At 53.6% G+C, this 20,824-nt stretch carries 19 protein-coding genes; 18 read left to right on the forward strand and 1 reads right to left on the reverse strand.

Going from position 1 to position 20,824, the window contains the following annotated elements:
• Positions 1-157: 157 nt before the first annotated feature.
• The 4 genes from M2298_RS16255 to M2298_RS16270 all read left to right on the forward strand — a co-directional run bounded on the left by M2298_RS16255 (position 158) and on the right by M2298_RS16270 (position 4,332).
• Positions 158-700, forward strand: a complete 543-nt coding sequence (locus M2298_RS16255; RefSeq protein ID WP_274874155.1) for a MarR family winged helix-turn-helix transcriptional regulator — start codon at positions 158-160, stop codon at positions 698-700.
• A gap of 59 nt (positions 701-759) precedes the next feature.
• A complete protein-coding gene (locus M2298_RS16260; protein WP_274874154.1) occupies positions 760-2,544 on the forward strand; it encodes an ABC transporter ATP-binding protein in 1,785 nt (594 codons plus the stop codon).
• Between the two features lie 38 nt (positions 2,545-2,582).
• Positions 2,583-3,806, forward strand: coding sequence for an MFS transporter (locus tag M2298_RS16265; protein WP_173599108.1), 1,224 nt, complete (start codon positions 2,583-2,585; stop codon positions 3,804-3,806).
• A gap of 130 nt (positions 3,807-3,936) precedes the next feature.
• Complete coding sequence (locus M2298_RS16270) at positions 3,937-4,332, forward strand: hypothetical protein (protein ID WP_122963945.1); 396 nt, start codon at positions 3,937-3,939, stop codon at positions 4,330-4,332.
• Between the two features lie 67 nt (positions 4,333-4,399).
• Here the strand turns inward: M2298_RS16270 and M2298_RS16275 are convergent, their stop codons facing one another.
• Complete coding sequence (locus tag M2298_RS16275; RefSeq protein WP_173599109.1) at positions 4,400-5,938, reverse strand: glycosyl hydrolase family 28-related protein; 1,539 nt, start codon at positions 5,936-5,938, stop codon at positions 4,400-4,402.
• 224 nt (positions 5,939-6,162) lie between these two features.
• Here M2298_RS16275 and M2298_RS16280 point away from each other — a divergent pair, with 224 nt between their 5' ends.
• From M2298_RS16280 to M2298_RS16345, 14 genes are read left to right on the forward strand one after another with little or no spacing between them, the layout of a single operon-like run.
• Positions 6,163-7,146 (forward strand): NAD-dependent epimerase/dehydratase family protein, encoded by a 984-nt coding sequence (locus M2298_RS16280; RefSeq protein WP_173599110.1) that lies wholly within the window; start codon positions 6,163-6,165, stop codon positions 7,144-7,146.
• Positions 7,139-8,419, forward strand: coding sequence for a nucleotide sugar dehydrogenase (locus M2298_RS16285; protein ID WP_217022337.1), 1,281 nt, complete (start codon positions 7,139-7,141; stop codon positions 8,417-8,419). The genes M2298_RS16280 and M2298_RS16285 overlap by 8 nt, the downstream gene beginning before the upstream one ends.
• A gap of 44 nt (positions 8,420-8,463) precedes the next feature.
• Positions 8,464-10,362, forward strand: a complete 1,899-nt coding sequence (locus tag M2298_RS16290) for a polysaccharide biosynthesis protein (protein WP_173596864.1) — start codon at positions 8,464-8,466, stop codon at positions 10,360-10,362.
• Positions 10,359-11,468, forward strand: coding sequence for an LCP family glycopolymer transferase (locus M2298_RS16295; protein ID WP_173596865.1), 1,110 nt, complete (start codon positions 10,359-10,361; stop codon positions 11,466-11,468). Before M2298_RS16290 ends, M2298_RS16295 begins: the two co-directional genes overlap by 4 nt.
• Positions 11,461-12,213: a YveK family protein gene (locus tag M2298_RS16300; protein ID WP_122963951.1), complete on the forward strand. Its 753-nt coding sequence runs from the start codon at positions 11,461-11,463 to the stop codon at positions 12,211-12,213. Before M2298_RS16295 ends, M2298_RS16300 begins: the two co-directional genes overlap by 8 nt.
• Complete coding sequence (locus M2298_RS16305; protein WP_063228054.1) at positions 12,194-12,883, forward strand: CpsD/CapB family tyrosine-protein kinase; 690 nt, start codon at positions 12,194-12,196, stop codon at positions 12,881-12,883. The genes M2298_RS16300 and M2298_RS16305 overlap by 20 nt, the downstream gene beginning before the upstream one ends.
• Before the next feature lie 28 nt (positions 12,884-12,911).
• Entirely contained in the window at positions 12,912-14,333 is a 1,422-nt protein-coding gene (locus tag M2298_RS16310; RefSeq protein WP_173596866.1) for a flippase, read from the forward strand.
• Positions 14,330-15,157 (forward strand): CDP-alcohol phosphatidyltransferase family protein, encoded by an 828-nt coding sequence (locus M2298_RS16315; RefSeq protein WP_122963953.1) that lies wholly within the window; start codon positions 14,330-14,332, stop codon positions 15,155-15,157. The genes M2298_RS16310 and M2298_RS16315 overlap by 4 nt, the downstream gene beginning before the upstream one ends.
• On the forward strand, positions 15,102-15,818 hold the full coding sequence (locus M2298_RS16320) for a phosphocholine cytidylyltransferase family protein (RefSeq protein WP_280648737.1): 717 nt from the start codon (positions 15,102-15,104) through the stop codon (positions 15,816-15,818). The genes M2298_RS16315 and M2298_RS16320 overlap by 56 nt, the downstream gene beginning before the upstream one ends.
• Positions 15,819-15,821: 3 nt before the next feature.
• The gene (locus M2298_RS16325; protein ID WP_173596867.1) at positions 15,822-17,021 is read left to right on the forward strand and encodes an O-antigen ligase family protein; all 1,200 of its coding nucleotides are present in this window, start codon (positions 15,822-15,824) and stop codon (positions 17,019-17,021) included.
• The gene (locus M2298_RS16330; protein ID WP_242774901.1) at positions 16,990-18,216 is read left to right on the forward strand and encodes a glycosyltransferase family 4 protein; all 1,227 of its coding nucleotides are present in this window, start codon (positions 16,990-16,992) and stop codon (positions 18,214-18,216) included. The genes M2298_RS16325 and M2298_RS16330 overlap by 32 nt, the downstream gene beginning before the upstream one ends.
• The gene (locus M2298_RS16335) at positions 18,182-19,195 is read left to right on the forward strand and encodes a polysaccharide deacetylase family protein (protein ID WP_242774903.1); all 1,014 of its coding nucleotides are present in this window, start codon (positions 18,182-18,184) and stop codon (positions 19,193-19,195) included. The genes M2298_RS16330 and M2298_RS16335 overlap by 35 nt, the downstream gene beginning before the upstream one ends.
• Positions 19,179-19,826 (forward strand): sugar transferase, encoded by a 648-nt coding sequence (locus tag M2298_RS16340; RefSeq protein ID WP_122963958.1) that lies wholly within the window; start codon positions 19,179-19,181, stop codon positions 19,824-19,826. The genes M2298_RS16335 and M2298_RS16340 overlap by 17 nt, the downstream gene beginning before the upstream one ends.
• A complete protein-coding gene (locus M2298_RS16345) occupies positions 19,795-20,823 on the forward strand; it encodes a GNAT family N-acetyltransferase (RefSeq protein WP_122963959.1) in 1,029 nt (342 codons plus the stop codon). Before M2298_RS16340 ends, M2298_RS16345 begins: the two co-directional genes overlap by 32 nt.
• Position 20,824: the final 1 nt, after the last annotated feature.

Genomic DNA, 20,824 nt, shown 5'->3' on the forward strand with positions numbered 1-20,824 from the left:
GAGAAGGACGCTCCCGTCGTGCCAAACCCGCGCAACCTCATTTCGTCAGGGAGGTGCCCGTTGGCTTCACTGAGAAGTTTCCTGCTTGCAAGATCAGGCAAAATAAGATATAACTGAATTTAGTTAGATAATCTAATTGAATTACAGAGGTGATGTCATGGCAAAAGAAAGCACAGTGGATCAACAGTTGCCCAAATTAGGGATCGCTCCTTATTTGCAACTGATGAACAACACGATGGCAAAGGGAACGGATCGCAAATCGGCTCAGATGGGATTGCTGATGTTGTGGCTCAGTGACAATGTCCTAGATGTGATCGACGAGGATTTGTCTGCGTTCGGAATTACCGAGAGCAAGCTGGATTTGTTGCTTTTGCTTCTGCTGCATGAGGAAAGAGAACTGGTCACTCCTTCGGCCATCGCAGATCGGCTGGGGATTCGCCGGGCTTCTGCAACAGCTCTGCTCGACTGGCTGGAAAAAAGAAAATGGATTGCCCGCGAGCAAAGCGCCAAAGATCGCCGCATGATTCATGTCCGTATTACCGAAGAAGGAGTGGACTTGATTGACAATGTGCTGCCGACCTTTTGGGCGACTTGCGCTTCCTTGCTCGACGACTTGGATGCGGAGGAACGCAAGCTGTTTGAGAAAATTCTGGTTAAATTGAATGGAAGTATAGAAAAAAGGTTAGGGGTGGGCAGATAATTTTTTTGTGCATATAGTTAGATAGTCTTACTATTTTAAAGAGAAATTCAGGTGATGCGATGAAATCCCGTTCCCACCGTTATCGATTGTTTTCAGAAATGCTCCGGGAGGTGTTTTTTCAAGCAAAAGGGCAATGGAAGTATATTTTGGTAGCCGCTTTGTCTATCCTGGCGATTTCCGTCCTTGAATTTATCATTCCGCAGTGGACGAAAGTCGTCATTGATCAGGTCATCCCCGAGCAACAAATTGCTGCCTTGTTTGAACTGGGAGCCGCGATCGTTGGAGCTGCGCTGCTGTTGGGAGTGTTTCGGTTTGTTAGCAGCTTCGTGATGACGATTGTCAGCCAAGGAGCGATTTCACAGCTGCGGAACAAGCTGTACCGACATACCGTGAACCTGGATTTGAACTTTTTCGATCGCAACCGCACCGGCGATCTCATGTCCAGATTGACGAGTGATGTCAACCAGTTGCAGGAACTGGTTTCGGCCGACACATTATCCATTGTGGCTGATTTCTTCACGTTTATCGCCATATGCGGTTATTTGCTGTATGTCGACTGGCAACTGGCGCTCTTGCTGATGAGCACGTTTCCTTTTCTGTTCTACACGTCGCGGTTTTTCAGCGGACGAATCAAGTCGGTCTATCGAACGGTACGACAATCCTCTGCCGAATTGAGCAATCATTTGCAGGATACGTTGTCAGGGATTCGCGTGATTAAATCATTTGCCAGCGAGAACGATGAAATCGATCGATTCGCTGGACTGACCGAGATCAATCGGGCCTCAATCGTGAAAGCTTCCCGGCTGTCCGCGTCCTTCCCGCCGATTATCGAGTGGCTGAATTACATCGGAATGACACTCGTACTGCTTTTTGGTGCGTGGCAGGCGATGCACAACCACATTACCGTAGGAGACATTGTCGCCTATTTGGCTTACTTGCGTCTGCTGCAAGGACCTGTTCGTTCCTTCAGCCGAATGGTTAGTAAAATTCAACAAGCTTCGGCTGCCTATGAACGAATCCATGAAGTGCTGGTGACGGTGCCAGCAGTGCGGAACAAAGAGAGAGCGATCATTTTACCACCCATTCAAGGAGAGATTCTGTTTGACAATGTGGATTTCGCTTATGAAAAAGGCGTGCCAGTCTTGGAAAATTTTTATTTGCAAATAGAGCCTCAACAAGTTACCGCATTGGTTGGCTCGTCTGGTTCCGGGAAGTCGACCATCGCGCACTTGATTGCCCGTCTGTACGATGTGCAAAAAGGAGCGATTTTCATCGATGGGTATCCACTAACAGATGTCACGCTTGAATCGCTCCGCACGCAAATCGGGATTGTATCACAGGATGTCATCTTGCTTAACGGAACGATTCGGGACAATATTGCCTACGGAAAGCCACAGGCCACTCGCGAAGAGATCGAGGCAGCGGCGAGAGCTGCGAATGCTCTGGAGTTTATTGAAGCTTTTCCGCAAGGGTACGATACGTTGGTCGGAGAAAGGGGCGTCAAGCTGTCTGGCGGTCAAAAACAGCGGCTGTCGATCGCGAGGGCGTTGTTGAAAAATCCGCGCCTGATCATATTGGATGAAGCGACAGCGGCGTTGGATACAGAATCGGAACAACTGATCCAAAGCGCGCTCTCCACTCTGCTTCCCGGGCGAACCTGCCTGGTGATTGCCCATCGTCTCTCCACGATTCAAAGCGCCGATCACATCGTAGTTTTGGAAAAAGGCAGGATTGTCGAAGCGGGCACGCACGAAGGACTGCTGACCCTTTCCGGTCGATACAAAACGTTATACGATAAGCAGTTTCCGCAAATGATCAAAGAGAAGGAGACGCTTCTAGCTTAGTCCATTTACGCTCCAACATTTATGAAAAGAGGTGCCTTATGTCACAAGCAGCGAGTTCAGCGGTAACGAAAAGAAACTTTTCGCTCATGGCGGCGATTTTATGCTGGTCTGGCATGGCCGTCATGTCCAGTTTGTATGTAACGATCCCTTTAATCTCCTTGTTTGCCGAGCTTTATCGCATTACGCCTACGCAGGCAGCGGCTACAGGAAGTGTTTTTTCGGTCGGCTTTGCGATTGGCTGCCTGATTTATGGCGCATTATCGGATAAATACGGGCGCAAGCAAGTCATTTTGATTGGACTTGTTGCGCTTGCGGCCATCTCTTTGCTGCTTGGCATGGTCGAAAGCTTCTCCTGGATGATTGTGCTGAGAGGGTTGCAAGGCTTTGCGGCAGCTACGTTTTCGCCAGTTGCCCTTGCTTATGCGGTAGAAATGTTCCCGGCAGACAAACGGGTGACGACGATCGGATTTATCAGCACCGGGTTTTTGGTCGCAGGCATCGTCGGGCAGGTTGTCAGTAGCCTCATCAGTGAGCAGCACGGATGGAACGCCGTATTTTATCTCCTGGCAGGGGTGTATGCCTTAACAGCGGTTCTGATTCTGCGCTTCTTGCCAAAAGGAGAGATTCAACAGCCACACGCGACTATATGGGAACCTTTAAAGCAAATCGGTAAAGTATTTTCGCAAAAAAACCTTGTTCTGAGCTATGTGGTGGCATTGGTGCTGCTCATGTCTTTTGTCAGCATGTACACGGTTTTGGGCAATTACTTGAGCGGTCCCGATTTTGGCCTGAATAAAGCAGAAGTTCTTTATGTTCGCTCTGTCGGTGTTTTGGGCATGCTGATTTCTCCTTTGTCCGGAAAAGTAGCGATGCGCTTTGGGGTTCGCGCGGTTCTGCGAGGCGGATTGCTGCTGGCGATGGCAGGCTTGGCTTCGTTGGGGCTGATTGCCAGCTTGCCTTTGCTGATTGCGATGAGTGTCATTTTTGTGGCGGGCATTGCGCTCTCCGTTCCAGCGCTCGTCTCTCTCGTCGGCCAATTGGCAGGCAAGGCGCGCGGAATTGCCGTTTCGGTCTACACGTTTGTTCTATTTGCGGGAACAAGTCTCGGCCCTATTATCTCTATCCGTTTGATGGAAAGCGGCAGCTACTTGCTGACTTTTGCGTTACTGGCGCTGCTCCTCGGCATAGGTCTGCTGGCTTCGTTGCTGATTCAGCGAGAGGTGCCTGCGCCTGCGGAAAATCAGGCGTTGAAACAAACATAAGGGAAAGGCCGCTTGAACACGCGACTTTTTTGTCTATTCAACATTTTCCGACGAATTTGTTGCCGAATGATTCGGGGAGATAGTATGCTATAGGATAGATTGTGGCGATAGCTGGAAGGGGAACGAGACAATGAATCCGCTTGCAAAAAAGTATCAGCAAATTGACGAGAAGATCGTGTTGTTCAACGAGGAGTATTATCTGGGTGTGGCAAAAATCGATATTTCCGCGCTGACGCTGGAAATCAGAGAAGCGCTGTTCAATCACCTCTACGATTTCGACAGCAAAGATATGGAGCTGGAAATCGATGTATCCGAGGAGGACAAAGGGAACTGGTACCTGCAACTGCTCGTCCCGCACGTCCTCACCTTGCCAGAAGCAGCCAAAAGACGGATTGAGCAAGGCACCGAACAATTGGTTCAACACCTGTCCGAAAAGACAAGCGATCTGAACCACGTGCGTCTCATCGGTGACGAAATCTATGACTATGTGAAGCGATACAATCCGGATCTGGAGCGGATTGCCTAATAAAAAACATCTCTTCTCGCCCGGGCAAGTTCACCGGGGAGGAGGGATGTTTTTTTGTGCTGGAAAGTTAGCTTTTTGCGGTTTTGGTCGCCAGCCACGTGCAGGCGGTCTTGTTTGTCGTGGTAGCGATCCACTCGCACGGCTGCCCGTTGACAGGCGTGATCAGCCGGAGCGTGTCGCCTTTGATCCCTCCGTATTTAACCGACGAGCTGGGAGGAGTGCTGACGTAGACGATTCGCTCGTTAATCGCCACGTTGGGGAGGTAGGAAGAGTTGTCAGAGTTGTAGCCGCTCGTCAGGCTGACGGGTACGGGCACGTTTTTCATGGAAAGTGTGACTTTGTCAGCCGCTTTATGATAAAACATTTTTCCGGTGACCTGGCTGAAATCTCCGCCGTCCACGGTGAGAAAAAGCGGGTATGAACCGGAGCCGTACAGCGCAATCACATGATCGCTGCCGGAGTAGCGGTTGTTTTCCAGATACACATTGCCGCAGCGGTTCAGGTACAGGTTTTGCTTGAGGCGGGGGTCGAACGCGCAGTTGCGGACCGTCACGATTCGTTGCGCCGGGACATCCCATGGATCAAAGCTGAGCGCGTAGCCATCGATCACAGCAGCGCTATCGGCGGCCTCGAAGCAGCAGCCGTCAAACACAAGACCGACGTTGTTGTAGTCGATAGTCAGGCCGCTGCCGATTGTTTTGGCTGCGCCTTGCGAGGTTGTATGCAGAACCCAGTTGCACTGGTGGAAAGTCATGTTCCGCATGAAGTTGACCCGGTTTTTCTGCGCGGTAGCGGTATAAAAGGTAGAGGCGCTGATCGTGCCAGTCAAGCAGCTAAGGCTGAAGCTGGCAAGCGAGACGAGGTGGCTTCCCTGGACGCGAATCGGCGCTGTCGCAATCCCTTCCAGATCGAGCTGTTGGCGGCAGTGAATATTGCTCAGATTGGCGATCATCGGGAGCTTGCCGTCGTATGCTTCATTCAGCTCTACTTCAAAGCGGTCGCAGGAAACATTGACAGCGTTCAGACGCTCCAAGCCTCCGGTGACCGTGATGTCGGAGCGGGTGCGTGTCCGGTTGTCGCTCGTAAAGTCGCTGATCGACACGGAGCGGACGTAGCAGTTCGCTTCTCCGGCGAAGTAAAAATGATCGGCTACGGCATCGGTGCACCATATGTGACTCAGCAGCACGTAGTTGATATAGCTTCCAGGCCCGTCGCCGCGAATGTAGAAGTCGGCGGAGTGCTCATAGGCATATGGTTCTGGCGGAACGGGATTTTCGCGCGCATTGGAGTCGATTTTCAGATTGGACACGACAAACGAATCAGCGTCTCCGCCCACTGAGGTGATCGAAAACAGCCACCTCCAGTCCTCGGCGGTAGAATTGGCTTTTCGTTTCAAAACGGAAAAAGGACCGGCACCCTGCAGCACCAGGCTTTTGCCTTTCCCTAGTGTGACAGCCAGTCTTTTCGGTTCAATGATATAGGTTCCCGGGGGAAAATACAGCGGAATTTGCTGGTTGACCGCGGCTGCCAGCGCGGCGGATATCGCCTGCGTATCATCTGTCACCCCATCTCCTCGCGCCCCGTAGGACTTTACATCGAGCATCATGCATCAATCTCCTCCACTTTGAAAAAATAGTCAGACAAGATTAGATTGTCTTCTTTCATTTCATTCAAAAAACGAAAAAAGTTGACAACCATTTTGCAAAACAGGCAAGAGCTTGTTTGCCTGGCAAGAGTGTCCTAGTCTTCCTGAACCGTTCCTGGCCGTCCTCATCCTACTGGCATATTTGTCCTAGAACCTCCGTATGAATAAGCAAAGAGGTGGAATGTATGTCGATTTTGGTGACAGGAACTGCTGGATTCATTGGATTTCACGTAGCGAAAAGACTTTTGGAAGGAGGGGAAGTCGTATGGGGGGTGGATAATTGCAACGAGTATTACGATCCCCGCTTGAAGGCAAAAAGACTGTCGATGCTGCAAGAGTTCGAACAGTTCCACTTCTATCAAGCAGATATAGCCGATCAGACGACAATGGACGAGTTGTTCCGCAAAATGCAACCGGAGCGGGTCATCCATCTGGCGGCGCAGGCTGGAGTCAGGTATAGCCTGGAAAACCCTCACGTATACACGTCCTCCAACATCACGGGATTTTTGCATATATTGGAAGGCTGCCGGCACACAGGGGTCAAGCACTTGCTCTACGCTTCTTCCAGCTCCGTCTACGGCGGGAACAAGAAACTCCCCTTTTCCGAGGGCGACCGGGTGGATGAGCCGAACAGCCTGTACGCCGCCACGAAAAAAGCGAACGAGCTGATGGCGTACACGTACAGCCATCTGTACAACATTCCGGCGACCGGGCTGCGGTTTTTTACCGTCTACGGGCCGTGGGGCCGCCCGGACATGGCGCTCTATGCGTTCACCAAGGCGATTTTGGCGGGGGAGCCAGTGAGCATTTTCAACTACGGAAAAATGATCCGGGACTTTACTTACATTGATGATGTGGTCGAGGGCATCTTGCGACTCATGGATCGTTTGCCTGAACCAAAAGACGGAAAGGCGCCGCACAAGGTCTTGAATATCGGGAATCATCGGCCTGTGGAGCTGCTTTCGTTCCTCGAACTGCTGGAACAGAAGCTGAAACGGCCAGCCAACCGCCAGTACATGCCGATTCAGCCAGGAGACGTGGCTGCTACTTTCGCCTCGGTCGATGCGCTGTTCGCAGAAACGGGCTTTCGGCCTGATACTCCGGTCGAGGTAGGAATTTCCCGTTTTGTCGATTGGTATCTTGATTATTACGGTGATGCCCATGCGTAAAAAAGTAGGAGTCGTAGGACTCGGGTATGTGGGCTTGCCTGTTGCGGCTGCTTTTGGGCAAAAGGTTCCGGTGATCGGCTACGACGTGGACGCTGCGCGCATTGCCGCGCTACAGACAGGGCGGGATGAGACGGGAGAGCTGACGGCTGACGAGCTGGCGCGTTCAAGCATCACGTATACGGATGATCCCGGGCTGCTTGCGGAATGCGACTTTATCATCGTGACCGTGCCTACGCCTGTGGACGACGCCAAGCGCCCTGACTTGAAGGCGTTGCTGCTCGCCTCCGAGACAGTAGGAAAGCATTTGCAGCCAGGAGCGATTGTCGTCTATGAATCGACCGTATACCCTGGCGCCACGGAGGAAACGTGCATTCCGGCGCTGGAGCGCTCATCCGGGATGCGGGCAGGCGCAGAGTTTTTTGTCGGCTATTCGCCCGAGCGGATCAATCCGGGGGACAAGGAGCGCAGACTCGCCCAGATCGTCAAGGTCGTCTCCGGGCAGGATCAGGCAACGTGTGACGAGATCGCGCAAATGTACGGGCTGGTAGTCGAAGCAGGGATTCATAAAGCGTCCTCGATTCAGGTGGCAGAGGCAGCCAAGGTGATTGAAAATACGCAGCGCGACCTGAATATTGCGTTGATCAACGAATTGGCGATCATCTTTGACCGACTGGGAATCGAAACAGCCGACGTGCTGGAGGCGGCTGGAACAAAATGGAATTTTCTGCCGTTTTCGCCGGGACTGGTCGGCGGTCATTGCATTGGAGTAGACCCTTACTATTTGACCTATCAGGCGGAGCGCGTAGGCTACCATCCGCAGGTGATTTTGGCGGGACGGCGCATCAACGACGGGATGGGAAAATTCGTCGCGACCTCCCTGGTCAAGCAGATGATCTGGCGTCATATTCCGATTCAAGGCTCACGCGTCACGATTTTGGGGATGACGTTCAAGGAAAATGTGGCGGATATTCGCAACAGCAGAGTGATCGACATCGTCCATGAGCTGCGGGAATTTGGCGTGGAAGTTCAGGTGACAGACGATTTGGCAGACCCGGAGAAGACATGGTCAGAGTACGGCATCAAGCTGAGGGAATGGGACGAATTGCAGCCTGCCGATGCGCTGGTTCTGGCTGTGCCGCACGCGAAATACGTCCATCTGAGCTGGGCTGAGCTGTCGTCTTTGCTGCACCAAAACTGCGGAGTGATTGCAGATGTGAAAAGCGTGTTGAATCAAAAAACATGCCCGTCTGATATCGTTGTCTGGCGCTTGTAGATGCAGCCACGATTGCGAATCTAGACTGCCTGGAGCGGATGAATATGAGCTACCGGAAGAGAAGATTCTGGTTAAGCTTATCGGACGCAGGAATTATCAGTTTGGCTGTTTGGCTGGCCTGCCTGGTTCGATTTGATTTTTCTTTTGCCGAAATATACGAGCATCGCCCTCTTTATTTGATCATTGGACATGTGCTGTTCGTTTTGGCGGGGATGCATCTCGCCGAGTTGTACCGACCCGTCTACCGTTACGTCAGTGCGGGCGAGCTTGCCTCGATTGTCAAGGCGACGAGTTTGTCCATCCTGATTCTCGCTTTTTTCCTGAACACGCTGGGGCATTGGCTGTGGATGCCAATCCGGTTTCCGATATCTTTGTTTTTGATTGCCTGGACGTTCGTGCTTGCCGGGATCACAGGCTCGCGTTTTCTGTGGAAATGGTGGTATGAGGAACGCGACAAAAGGAGCCTGGATCGCAGGCGCACCTTGATTGTCGGGGCAGGCAGCGCAGGCGTGCTCGTTGCCAGGGAGATGCGGCGGTCGCCGCTGTCCGAGCAACGGCCGATCGCTTTCATTGACGACGAGCCGAGCAAGCAAAATTTGCGCGTGTACGGCTTGCCCGTAATCGGGAGCAGGGAAGACATCCCGCGCATCGTACAGCGGCACGCGATTTCCGATATTGTGATCGCCATGCCGTCTGCGTCGCGCCAAACGATCCGCGACATTTTTGATATTTGCAAGACGACGAAGGCAAGCGTCAAAATTTTGCCGCACGTCTCGGATATTCTCAGCGGGAAAATCAGCATGGGCATGATCCGCAACGTCAAGCTGGAGGACTTGCTCGGGCGCGAGACGGTGGAAATGAATTTAGAAGAAATCACGGGTTATTTGCGCCAGCAAGTCGTGCTTGTTACCGGAGCCGGGGGGTCTATCGGTTCGGAGCTTTGCCGTCAGATCGCTAGATTTGGCCCAGGGAAACTGCTTTTGCTCGGAAATGAGGAAAACGGCATTTTCGAGATCAGTCTGGAGCTGAAGCGAGCATTTCCTGAATTGTCTACAGCAAGCCTCATCGCAGATATACGCGATCGGCAGCGGATTGCTGCGATCATGAGCGAGTATCGTCCTGCCGTCATCTTTCACGCCGCCGCCCACAAGCATGTGCCCCTCATGGAACAAAACCCGAGTGAAGCGTTGAAAAACAACATTTTGGGAACGAAAAATGTGGCCGAATGCGCTCTGGAAGCGCAAGCCGAGCATTTCATCCTGATTTCCACCGACAAGGCCGTCAATCCGACGAGCGTGATGGGCGCCACGAAGCGCATTGCCGAGCTTTTGATCCAGGGATATAACCGCTTTGGTCACACTCGTTTTGCGGCGGTTCGCTTTGGCAATGTTCTCGGAAGCAGAGGCAGCGTCGTGCCGATTTTTCTCGATCAAATTCGGGCGGGCGGTCCGGTGACGATCACGCATCCGGAGATGGAACGGTATTTCATGACCATTCCCGAAGCGGCCCAGTTGGTCATTCAGGCTGGCGCGCTGGCGCACGGTGGCGAGATTTTCGTGCTCGACATGGGCAAACCTGTCAAAATCGTCGATATGGCGAAGGACCTGATCCGCTTGGCGGGCCTGGAGCCGGAAAAAGATATCCCGGTCGTCTACACAGGCATCCGTTCCGGTGAAAAGCTGTACGAGGAACTTTTGACGGCGGAAGAAGGGCTGACTTCGACGTGCCACGACCGCATTTTCATCGGAAAGCCGCTCGACTTTTCCTGGAGCGAGCTGTTGTCTGCGATTTCCCGTTTGGAGCAGTTGGCCAAAAAGGGCGGGCTGATCGAGGATCACTCGAAAATGATTGAAATTTTGCAGGCGGTCATTCCGAGCTATCAGTCTGCCTCCCAGCCTGTCGACGATGCCAAGCCAGTCCCTTTCTCGGTAGCCACAGGATGAAAGAGACGACGAGGAAAGAGCGAATCGCGCGGACAGCGAGGCAAAAGTGGGCGCGCATCCTGCTGGCAGGGGGGATTGCCTGTCTGGTTGGACTGGGAGGGTATGCGACTTACGTCTATTTTTCGATCAAACAGACCGTAAACAGCATGTACGTCCCGCTGCGGACGGAGAAGACCAAGGCGTCTTCCCTTCCTGCGCCAACCGTGAGGCAGCAAGAGCGAGCAGAAAAGCAAGCCCAGCCTGAACAACCTGCTGTGCAGCCGGAGAAAGCAGAAGTGCACGAACCTGTCACCTTGCTCTTGCTCGGGATCGATGAACGGGAAAACGACAAGGGGCGCTCGGATGTGATCCTCGTGTTGACGGTCAATCCGCAGACAAAATCGGCGCTGTTGGTCAGCATTCCACGGGACACGCGCACGCAGCTGGCCCATTCGAAAACGCTGGATAAAATTAACCACGCCTACGCATTTGGCGGACTGCAACAAGCCGTTGACACCGTCGAGCAATTTATTTCCGCGCCTGTCGATTACGTGGTGGCCGCCAACATGGAAGGCTTCGCCGGGATCATCGACACGTTGGGCGGTGTGGATGTCGAGAACAAGCTCGCTTTTACCTACGCCGATTATCACTTTCCGCTGGGGCCGATTCACCTGGATGGAAAGCAGGCGCTCGTGTATGCGCGCATGCGCTATGAAGACCCGCGGGGAGATTTGGGGAGAAACGAGCGACAGCAACTGCTTATCAAAGCGCTGATGCAAAAAAAGGGGGCTTTGGCGTCTCCCTCTACCTTGAACGGAGTCCTCGATACCATGGGGAAATACGTGAAGACGAACATGACCTTTGACGACATGAAAATGCTTGTTCAAAGCTACGGTACGGCCGTATCAAGCGTGGAGACGATTCGGATGGAAGGAAACGGCCAGCTGATCAACGGGATTTACTACTACATCGTAAGCCAGGGGGAGCGGGAAAAGTTGATCCGTCGGCTGTCTGCCTTTCGCGAGCAAGTCGTTGAGAAAGGCGCAGAGAAAGCCGGTGAGGCCAAGCCACTGCCGAATCAAGCGAGTGACAGCATGGAGGGGCGAAGGGGGGAGCAAAATGAATGAAACCGTGAATCTCCGGGAAATATTGCTGGTTTTGTCCAAACGCTGGGGCGTGATTCTCGCCATTACTTCCATTTTTACGATAGGAACGGCACTCATCAGTTTTTTTGCATTGACGCCGATCTATCAGGCAAAAACGGAAATTTTGGTGAATCGCTCGCTGGACTCGAATCTGGAGGGAGTGCTGTCGGTTGCCGAGATTGACTCCAATCTCAAGCTGATCGAGACGTACCGGGTCATTATCGAGAGTCCGCGAATCATGGAGAGAGTCGTGCAGACACTCGGGCCGGAAGCGAGCATGGATGAGCTGCTGCTGCATACGAAAGTAGAGCCGGTCAAAGATTCGCAAGTCATTTCTATTACAGTGGAAGACCCTGATCAAAAGCGAGCCGTGCTGATTGCCAACACGATTGCCACGACCTTCCAGGAAGAAGTGGTCAAAATGTTGAGCATGAACAACGTGCACATTTTGGCGGAAGCGCGCGATAACCCGGCAGCCAAGCCTGTCAGTCCGAAGCCGCTGCTCAACTCGATTATCGGCTTTGTGCTTGGGCTGGCTACTTCTGTAGGCGTTGTGTTTTTCATGGAGCATCTCGATACACGGCTGAGATCGGAAAAGGAAGTGGAGGAATATTTGGGCCTGCCTGTGCTCGCCACCATCGCCGTCATCGACAAAAAGACAAAGAAGCACTTGCGGCAAAAAAGGGCGGAGGAGGTAAGAAGCGAGTATGAGAAGGCAGAAGCCTGACGATCGTTACCAGAAGCTGATCGCCCATTGGGAGCCACTGTCTCCCCTGGTGGAAGGCTACCGCACCTTGAAGCTGAACATTTCGTTTTCCACACAGGGACAAAGGTTGCAGACGGTTTTGGTGAGCAGCCCGGGGCCATCGGAGGGCAAGACGATTACGGCAGCCAACTTGTCGCTGATGATGGCAAAAGATCGGCGCAAGACGGTGCTGATCGATTTCGACTTGCGCAATCCGCGCATTCATTTCACGTTTGAGATGCCGAATTTGTACGGGATCAGTTCTTATATGACCGGGATGTGCCAGTTTTCCGACATCATTCAGGATGCGGGCGTTCCGAATTTGTCGATCGTGACAGCGGGGCCGATTCCCCACAATCCGGCTGAACTGTTGGGAACGCCGCGACTGGGGGAATTGCTGGAGCAGCTGCGCAACAACTTTGACATGATCGTCGTGGACAGTCCTCCGCTCATTGTGAGCGATGCCATGGTGCTGGCGAGAGAGACGGACGGGTGCATTCTCGTCGTGGACGCGAGCAAAACAAAGCGGGATTCGGCCGTTCGCGCAGTCGAGCAGCTGAAGACGGCCGGGGCCAACCTGCTCGGGGTTGTTCTCAACAACAAAAAGCTCGGGAAGAGAGAAGGCTATTACGGTTATGGGTATATGGAATAGTCAAGTCAGAAGCGGGGGCGAGTAATGGATGAATGCCCTCAAACTTGTTTGGCAGCAGCAGTTGGCCAAAGTCCGCAACAATCGGGACGTTCATGAAGTATTGCACGGTTCAGCGATTACGTTTCTGTTCCGGCTTTTCGGGTTTGTTCTGCTCTATTCGTTGCAGCTGTTTATTGCCAGGGAGTACGGGGCAGGCAATCTGGGCATTTACTCGCTGACGATCACGCTGCTCAACATCGGGATGGTGCTGGCGCTGTTTGGCACCGACACGGCGATCATCCGCTTGCTGGCCGAGTATCGGGCGCAGGGGGCGTCCCAGCGGATTCGGCAGCTGTTCAACAAGGTTGCGGTCTGGACATTCGTGCCCTCTCTCTTGCTTTCGGGACTGTTCTATTTGTTTGCCGAGCCGATCTCCAGCTATGTGTTTGCCAACGAGCTGCCTGCGCAAACGTTGCGGGTGATGGCCTGGATGCTGCCGTTTGTCTCGCTTGCCAGACTGTACGCTTCGGCTTTCCGCGCCCTGCATCGCGTGACGGCGTCCGTGATCGTCGATACGGTGGGCATGCGCTTCCTCCATCTGCTGTTTCTCGTGATCGCGCTGCCCTTGCTTGCTCCGACCCCCAATCTGTTGATCGGCTTGCTCGCAGTCGCTGTCATTTTGAACACGCTGATCGGCATGGGGAAGTGGCATGTTGTGTCGCGAAGCATGAACGCGGGCATTCAGCCGCGCGAGATGGAGGAAGGCCAGGCCATCGGCTTTCGCACGCTTTGCGCTATGGCGATTCCGATGTACCTGAGCGCCTCGATGGAGCTGATCATGAGCTGGACAGACACGATCATGCTGGGGATTTTTACAGACGCGGAAACAGTCGGAGTGTACAGCGTCGTCATTCGTCTCTCGATGGTGACCAGCTTTGCGCTCATCTCCATCAACACGATTCTCTCCCCGAAATTTTCCGAGATGTACGCCCGTGGGGATATGGACGGGCTGAGAAAAATGATTGCGTTTGCCAATCGGCTCATTTTCTTCGCATCTGCTCCGATCAATTTGCTGGTCGCCATTTTTGCCGCCCCGTTGCTTACCTTGTTCGGCGAAGAGTTCGCTGGCAGCAGTCTCGTCCTCGTCATTCTTTGTCTGGGGCAGTTTATCAACTTTTCTTCCGGCAGCGTCATTCCGCTTTTGACGATGACGGGCCGCCAGAAAACGTCGCGCAACATCCTGGTTTTTTCAGCCTTGCTCAACATTTGCGGCAACTGCCTGTTGATTCCCTGGCTTGGCATTACAGGAGCAGCAATCGCCACCGCTATCAGCCTGAGCTGTCGAGATATCTGTGCTTCGTATTGGGCATACCGATATTTCGGTTTCCGCACGTGGTATATCCCGTTCTTCTCTGAAAAAAATTCCGTCTTGATACGAAGACGAGGTAATGAAGAAGGTGGCTTACGGTGAAGGAAGACTTGTATCCGAACATGTTTTGGGACAGCGAGAAGATTCGAGATTGCCGGATTCAGGTGCAAAAGCCATGGGTTCGCGAGGAGTTTTGGTCGTACTATTTCTCCAGGCGCATCTCGATTTACTTGAGTCTGTTTTTGGCAAAAAGAAAAGGGGTTTCCCCGAATGCCATCACGATCGCGGGAATCGCTGCCGGGCTGATCGCCGCAGCAGCTTTCATGTACGGATCAGCCGCGGCCTTTTTGATCGGGTGTTTTTTCTACCAAATGTGCTACCTCGCTGACTGCGTCGACGGAGAAGTCGCCCGGATCAAAAACCAGAACAGCGCAGGGGGCGTCTGGCTCGATATCGGATTGAACTACTCGCTGTACCTCGTCTCGTTCAGCGTCATCTACGGCGTCGCCAGCAGCCAGCCGACGCTCGGGCCGTACTTGATCTACCTGATCCTGTTTACGATTTTTACGGAAATATTGGCGACGAACGGTTCGGATCTCGCTTTTGGTCAAGGGAAAATCTCGCACGAAACCGTATCCATGCGCAAGCGCAGCAGATGGCTCGATGCCGGAGTGTTTCTGTTCCTGACCCAGACAGGCTTCCAGAGTGGCGTGCTGATCGCCGCGCTCATGTGGGCATTTAGCGGACAGCATCAGTTTCTCGATTTGTGGACGGGGTATCATCTGCTGGTGGGACTCCTCAGAGCGCTATACAAGCTGAAACTGAACATCAAGTATGTCACTTCATCGAGACAAGAGGGAGGGGAAGCACATGAAGGCTCTGCTCATGGCGGCAGGACTCGGATCAAGGATCAGCGGGCAAATTGACGGCAGCCCGAAATGCACGATCGATATCGGCAACCAGGCGTTGATCGAAAATACGATTTTGGAGTTGAAGCGAAAAGGGATTCACGAGATTGCCATGGTCGTCGGATACCGTGCTCACGTGATTACCAGTCTGCTTGGCGGCGAAAACATCCGCTTTTTTCACAACCCGTTTTACGATCGCACCAACAGCATCGCCTCCATGTGGTTTGCCCGCGATTTTCTGACGGACAGCGACTGCCTCTTGCTCAACGCGGATGTTTATTTTGAAGAGCAAGTATTGGATGTCGTGCTCCAGGAGACGAGGAGTCCGGTCATGTTCGCCGACCCTTTTCGCAGGGCGGAAGGCGATTACAAATTCGGCTACGAAAACGGCCTTTTGCAAAAGCACGGCAAAGAACTCCCCCTGGAGGAGACGACAGGGGAATACGTCGGGATTGCCCGGCTGCACCGCGAGTTTGTCCCGATCTTTCAGGAGCGGCTGCAAAGTCTGATTTTGCAGCGGCAGCACGATTTGTGGTGGGAAAATGTTCTGTATTCGTTTTTGGGAGAAAGAGACGTGCATGTGGCGCAAATACCGCCGGGGCTGTTCTGGGCAGAGGTAGATACATGGGAGGACTACAAGCGGATTCTTCATTTTACGAATCATTTGGCGCATATGTAGGCGATGGCTAAAGCAAAGCTCTCGCTGGACAAAGTTCTGCTGTTTCTCTACGTACTGCTGAAGCCCTTCTACTTCTTCCCGAGCGGAAATCCGCAAATTGCCGATTTTGTCATGATGCTTCTCATCGCGTATACGTTTTTGTTTCAGCTGAAATGGCTGGAACGCAAATACCGTTTTTTCGTCGTGATTACGCTGTTATTTTTATACGATATTTTGCTGGTGAACGGGATTTGGGCGATCGCTTTGGGCGGCGTCATGGAAGTGTTTGAGTCGACGAAATGGTATTTGTACAACGGAGCGGTCATGCTGACCATCATCGTGCTGGGCCAGCGTGATCCCCGCGGCTATGCGAAATGGCTGTTTTGGGCCGTCGCCTGTTCGCTTGCTGTGCAGACACTTGCGCTGCTCTTTGGACTTGCCCCGGGGGAGCACGACTTCCGTCAGGCGCTGTTTTTCAACAACCCGAATCAGCTCGGCTACTACGGCTTGCTTTGTCTCGGGATTTGCCTGTTTTGCGCCCGCTTTTTTCCTGTCAAATCGCTCTACCTGTTTCTCGTCATCGGCTGCTCGCTGAGCGTGATTGCCGCCTCGTTGTCCAAAGCAGCGATCTTGAGTGCCGTGCTGATGTACCTTGTGTTTCTGTTCGTCTCGTCAAAAGAGCGGACAGGGCTTTTTTGGCAAAACGTGGTGTGTGTGCTCGCTCTCTTTTTTCTGCTGTTTTGCGTATCGCTGTACACGAATGAAAACGTATTGCACGATGCGACCATTTACACACAAGTAAAAGAGCGGATGGAAACATTGGGGGAGGACTCGGACGACAATTTGGCATCCAGAGGCTACGACAGGATCGCCAATCATCCGCAGTACGTGTTTTTCGGTGCCGGAGAAGGGCAGTATGAGCGGTTTGAGAGCACGATTACGCTCGAACTGCACTCGACGATTGCCAATCTGTTCTTTTCGTACGGCATTGTGGGCACGCTGCTGTTTTTGCTGCTTTTGTACGCTGGCGTGAGAGGGCATCGGCTGTACTCCTGGTATCCGCTCTTTTTTCAAATTGTGTACGGCTTGACGCACAACGGCATCCGCGAAACGTTTTTCTGGATCTTGCTGGCGCTCTATTGTGTGACAGCCGGACTGAGTCTTGGCTCAATCAAAAATGGCGGTGACCTGCATGGGAAAAATCTTGCAAATTTGCGCAATTGACCGATCAGTGGAAAGCTTGCTGCTGCCGCTGATCGAAAAGCTGACGGACGAAGGCCACGAAGTGCATACCGCTTGCACGGATACCGGACGGTTCGCGTCGCTGCGGGCTATGGACCACGTCCTTTGGCATATCCCGATCAAACGTAAAATCGCCCCCGTCTCCAATTGCCGTTCCATCCACGCCCTGTACCGGCTGATGAAGCAGGAGCAGTACGATGCGGTGCACGTTCACACGCCGATAGCCGCGGTTCTCGGGCGGGTGGCAGCGAAGCTCGCGGGCGTCCGTCCGGTCATTTATACGGCGCACGGCTATTACTTCCACGACGGAATGAGCAGGGGCGAGTACCAGTTTTACTACGGGCTGGAAAAGTGGTTCGCCAAGCACCTGACAGACTACTTGCTCTTGCAAAGCAGGGAGGATTACGAATTGAGCGTGCAGGAAGGTTTTGCCCCTCCGGAGCGGATCGTGCACCTCGGAAACGGGGTGGATGTGGAACGCCGCTTCCATCCGCAGGCAGTCACGAGCGAGGAGGCTGCGCAAGTGCGCGCTGCTCTCGGCATCGGCCAGGAAGAGCTGGTCATCGCGTACGTGGGCCGGATGGTGAGCGAAAAAGGGATATTCGAGCTGCTGGAGGCGTTTCACAGGCTGGCGAGAGAATCGTCGCGCGTGCGTCTTTTGCTGGTGGGGGAAGTATTGGCGAGCGAGCGGGACCAGCGCGGACAAGATTTGCAGCAGCTTTGCCTGTCGCATCCGCAAATCGTCCTGACCGGATTTCGCTCGGACATCCCGCAGTTGCTTGCGGCAAGCGACATCTTCGTCCTGCCTTCCCACCGCGAAGGCTTGCCCCGGTCGATCATCGAAGCGATGGCGATGGGCAAGCCGATCGTCGCCACGAACATTCGCGGCTGCCGGGAAGAAGTGACGGACGGCGTGAATGGACTTTTGGTAGAGCCAAAGCATAGCGAATATTTGTACAAGGCTTTGAAAAAGCTCGCTTTGGACGCCAGGCTTCGCGAAGCGTACGGACAAAACAGCCGCTACCTTGCGGAGGAGCATTTCAACGAGCGACATGTCCTCGACAGGCAAGCCCGCCTGTTCGCCGACTTGATCGCCGTCAAAACAAAGCCGCCGCGCACGGAAAAGGAGGTTGACGAACGGATTGGGCACAACAGGAGCGTTGGTCATATCCCTTGATTTTGAACTGTACTGGGGCGTGCGCGACAAAAGAGCGCTGTCTTCCTGCCAGGAAAATTTGCACGGAACTCGCCAGGTCATTCCCGCCATTTTGGAGCTTTTTCAAAAATACGAGATTCACGCTACCTGGGCGACGGTCGGCTTTTTGTTCTGCGAGTCGCGCGAGGAACTGATGAGCACGCTTCCCGGACTGTTGCCAGACTATGCAGACGCCAACTTGTCGCCTTACCGTTACTTGCAGTCGGGAACAGTGGGAGAACGCGAGCAGGCCGATCCGTATCACTACGCCCCGTCCCTCATTCGACTGATCTCCTCCTACCCGCACCAGTTTATCGGCAGCCACACGCACTCCCACTACTATTGCCTGGAGCCGGGACAGACCGCCCAGACGTTTGCAGCAGATTTGGCCGCCTGCAAAAAAGTGGCGCGCAAGAAAGGACATTCCCCGACGAGCATCGTTTTTCCGCGCAACCAGCTCCAGCCTGCCTATTTGGCGCTCTGCAAAAAGCACGGCTTCACTTCGTACCGCGGAAACGAGTCAGCGTGGATGTACCGCGCCGGGCCGGGAGCGGAAGACTCGCTGTTCAAACGGGCTTTGCGGCTTGCCGACTCGTACGTCAATTTGAGCGGACATCACGCTTACGACAAGCTGTTCACGAGTCGGGAAGGGCTTGTCAACGTCCCTTCCAGCCGTTTTTTGCGGCCTTATTCGCCCAAGCTTCGCTGGCTGGAAGAGCTTCGGTATGCACGGCTCAGGCGCGACTTGCTGTTTGCCGCGAAACATCAGCGACTGTATCACTTGTGGTGGCACCCGGAAAACTTCGGCAGCTATCCGGCGGAAAATGTGCGTTTTCTGGAGCGGCTTCTCGCCTATTTTGCCGATTTGCGCCGCCAGTACGGGATGCAGAGTCTCAGCATGGAGGAGGCGGCAGCGGACTGGAACAAGCAAAAGGAGGGGCGGCATGAAGCTTTTGTTTGATCGGCTGGTCGCTTTGTCGCTGTTAATCGCGGTTTCGCCTCTGCTGCTCGTGTTGTCCGTGTTGATTCGCTGCAAGCTCGGTGCCCCGGTCTTTTTCGTCCAGGAGCGCCCGGGCCGCTACGGAAAGCCCTTTTTCATCTATAAGTTTCGCACGATGACCGACCAGCGGGACACGTCCGGCGAGTTGCTATCAGACGCCCAGAGGCTGACGCCATTCGGCATGATGCTCAGGAAATACAGCCTGGATGAGCTGCCGCAGTTGTGGAATGTGTTGAAGGGCGAGCTGAGTCTCGTCGGGCCGAGGCCGCTGCTCATGGAGTATCTCCCGCTGTATACCCCCCGGCAAATGAAACGGCACGATGTGCTGCCGGGCATTACCGGATGGGCGCAAGTCAACGGACGAAACGCGATTACATGGGAGCAAAAATTCGAACTGGATGTCTGGTACGTGGAAAATCGCAGCTTTCTCCTCGACATGAAAATATTGCTGTTGACCGTCAAGCGGGTCTTGCAAAAAACCGGAATCAGTCATGAAGGCTGCGTCACGATGGAAAAATTCACGGGAAGCAAACAGGCAGAGCAGGCTAGGAGGGACTTGCGTGAGTTTGATCGTGCTTACGAATCAGGATGACTGGACGTGCTGTATGCGCGAGGTGGCGCATTTGGACATTTCCTACACAAAAGAGTACGTAAGCCTGTACGCCGAGCGAGAAGGGGGAGTGCCGGAAGCAGTGTTCTTCTCAGAGGGAGAGGAGCGGATTTTTTATCCGTATGTGGTGCGCTCCCTCGACTCGTTCCTCCCGGGCTATTCGGATATCGTATCGATCGGGTACGGCGGCCCGTCGCTGTGTTCCAAGCAAAGCGTGGTCCAGTCGTTTTCCGCGCAGTTTCACGCCTATTGCCAGAGCAAAAAGTACGTCACGGAAACGGTGCGTTTTCATCCGCTTTTGAACAACGCCGAACTGTTTCGCGATCAGATGCAGCTTGATCTCGTGCGCGAAACGATTGCTGTCGATGTGCGGCCCTCGCTCGCCCAGATTCAGGCGCAGTACAGTCAAAATGTCAGGCGCAATATGAAAAAGGCCAAAGACCATGCGGTGAGAATAGTGGAAGGAAAAAGCAATCATGACCTCGCGGCTTTCATTTCGTTGTATCGCGAGACGATGGAGCGCAATCACGCTGGCGCTTCCTATTATTATGACAATCCGTTTTTTGCCGGACTGTTGCAGGAAACGGCGCTGTGCAAGCCGCGACTGTTGCTGGCGATTCACGATGACATCGCGGTAGCGGGCGCGATCATGCTGTGCGGCAGCCGTTATGCCCATTTCCATCTGGGAGCATCGCACACGGAGGACATGCCGCTCGGGATCAATCATTTGCTGTTCGATGCGATGATTTCGCTGGCGAAGGAGGACGGACTGGATTACTTGCTGCTCGGGGGAGGAAATCAGGAGCAAGACGGTCTGTTTCGCTTCAAGGCATCGTTTACAAAAGATGCGCCTTATCCTTACTGGATGGGCAAGCGTGTGCACGACGAAGAGGTGTACCAGGTGCTATGCGAACAAAATCGGGCGGATGACGCGGGAAGTTCGACTTTTTTTCCCGCCTACCGCGCATGGGGGAAATGAA

Source organism: Brevibacillus sp. 1238 (genome assembly GCF_029892995.1).
Taxonomy (GTDB): domain Bacteria; phylum Bacillota; class Bacilli; order Brevibacillales; family Brevibacillaceae; genus Brevibacillus; species Brevibacillus parabrevis.

Bases quoted from the DNA above. Each gene is read 5' to 3' on its own strand.
- M2298_RS16340 (WP_122963958.1), top strand. From the start codon at position 19,179: ATGAAGCTTTTGTTTGATCGGCTGGTCGCTTTGTCGCTGTTAATCGCG.
- M2298_RS16260 (WP_274874154.1), top strand. From the start codon at position 760: ATGAAATCCCGTTCCCACCGTTATCGATTGTTTTCAGAAATGCTCCGG.
- M2298_RS16320 (WP_280648737.1), top strand. From the start codon at position 15,102: ATGAAGGCTCTGCTCATGGCGGCAGGACTCGGATCAAGGATCAGCGGG.
- M2298_RS16330 (WP_242774901.1), top strand. From the start codon at position 16,990: ATGGGAAAAATCTTGCAAATTTGCGCAATTGACCGATCAGTGGAAAGC.
- M2298_RS16325 (WP_173596867.1), top strand. From the start codon at position 15,822: ATGGCTAAAGCAAAGCTCTCGCTGGACAAAGTTCTGCTGTTTCTCTAC.
- M2298_RS16305 (WP_063228054.1), top strand. From the start codon at position 12,194: ATGAGAAGGCAGAAGCCTGACGATCGTTACCAGAAGCTGATCGCCCAT.
- M2298_RS16255 (WP_274874155.1), top strand. From the start codon at position 158: ATGGCAAAAGAAAGCACAGTGGATCAACAGTTGCCCAAATTAGGGATC.
- M2298_RS16265 (WP_173599108.1), top strand. From the start codon at position 2,583: ATGTCACAAGCAGCGAGTTCAGCGGTAACGAAAAGAAACTTTTCGCTC.
- M2298_RS16300 (WP_122963951.1), top strand. From the start codon at position 11,461: ATGAATGAAACCGTGAATCTCCGGGAAATATTGCTGGTTTTGTCCAAA.
- M2298_RS16270 (WP_122963945.1), top strand. From the start codon at position 3,937: ATGAATCCGCTTGCAAAAAAGTATCAGCAAATTGACGAGAAGATCGTG.
- M2298_RS16280 (WP_173599110.1), top strand. From the start codon at position 6,163: ATGTCGATTTTGGTGACAGGAACTGCTGGATTCATTGGATTTCACGTA.
- M2298_RS16295 (WP_173596865.1), top strand. From the start codon at position 10,359: ATGAAAGAGACGACGAGGAAAGAGCGAATCGCGCGGACAGCGAGGCAA.
- M2298_RS16310 (WP_173596866.1), top strand. From the start codon at position 12,912: ATGAATGCCCTCAAACTTGTTTGGCAGCAGCAGTTGGCCAAAGTCCGC.
- M2298_RS16275 (WP_173599109.1), bottom strand. From the start codon at position 5,938: ATGATGCTCGATGTAAAGTCCTACGGGGCGCGAGGAGATGGGGTGACA.
- M2298_RS16290 (WP_173596864.1), top strand. From the start codon at position 8,464: ATGAGCTACCGGAAGAGAAGATTCTGGTTAAGCTTATCGGACGCAGGA.
- M2298_RS16285 (WP_217022337.1), top strand. From the start codon at position 7,139: ATGCGTAAAAAAGTAGGAGTCGTAGGACTCGGGTATGTGGGCTTGCCT.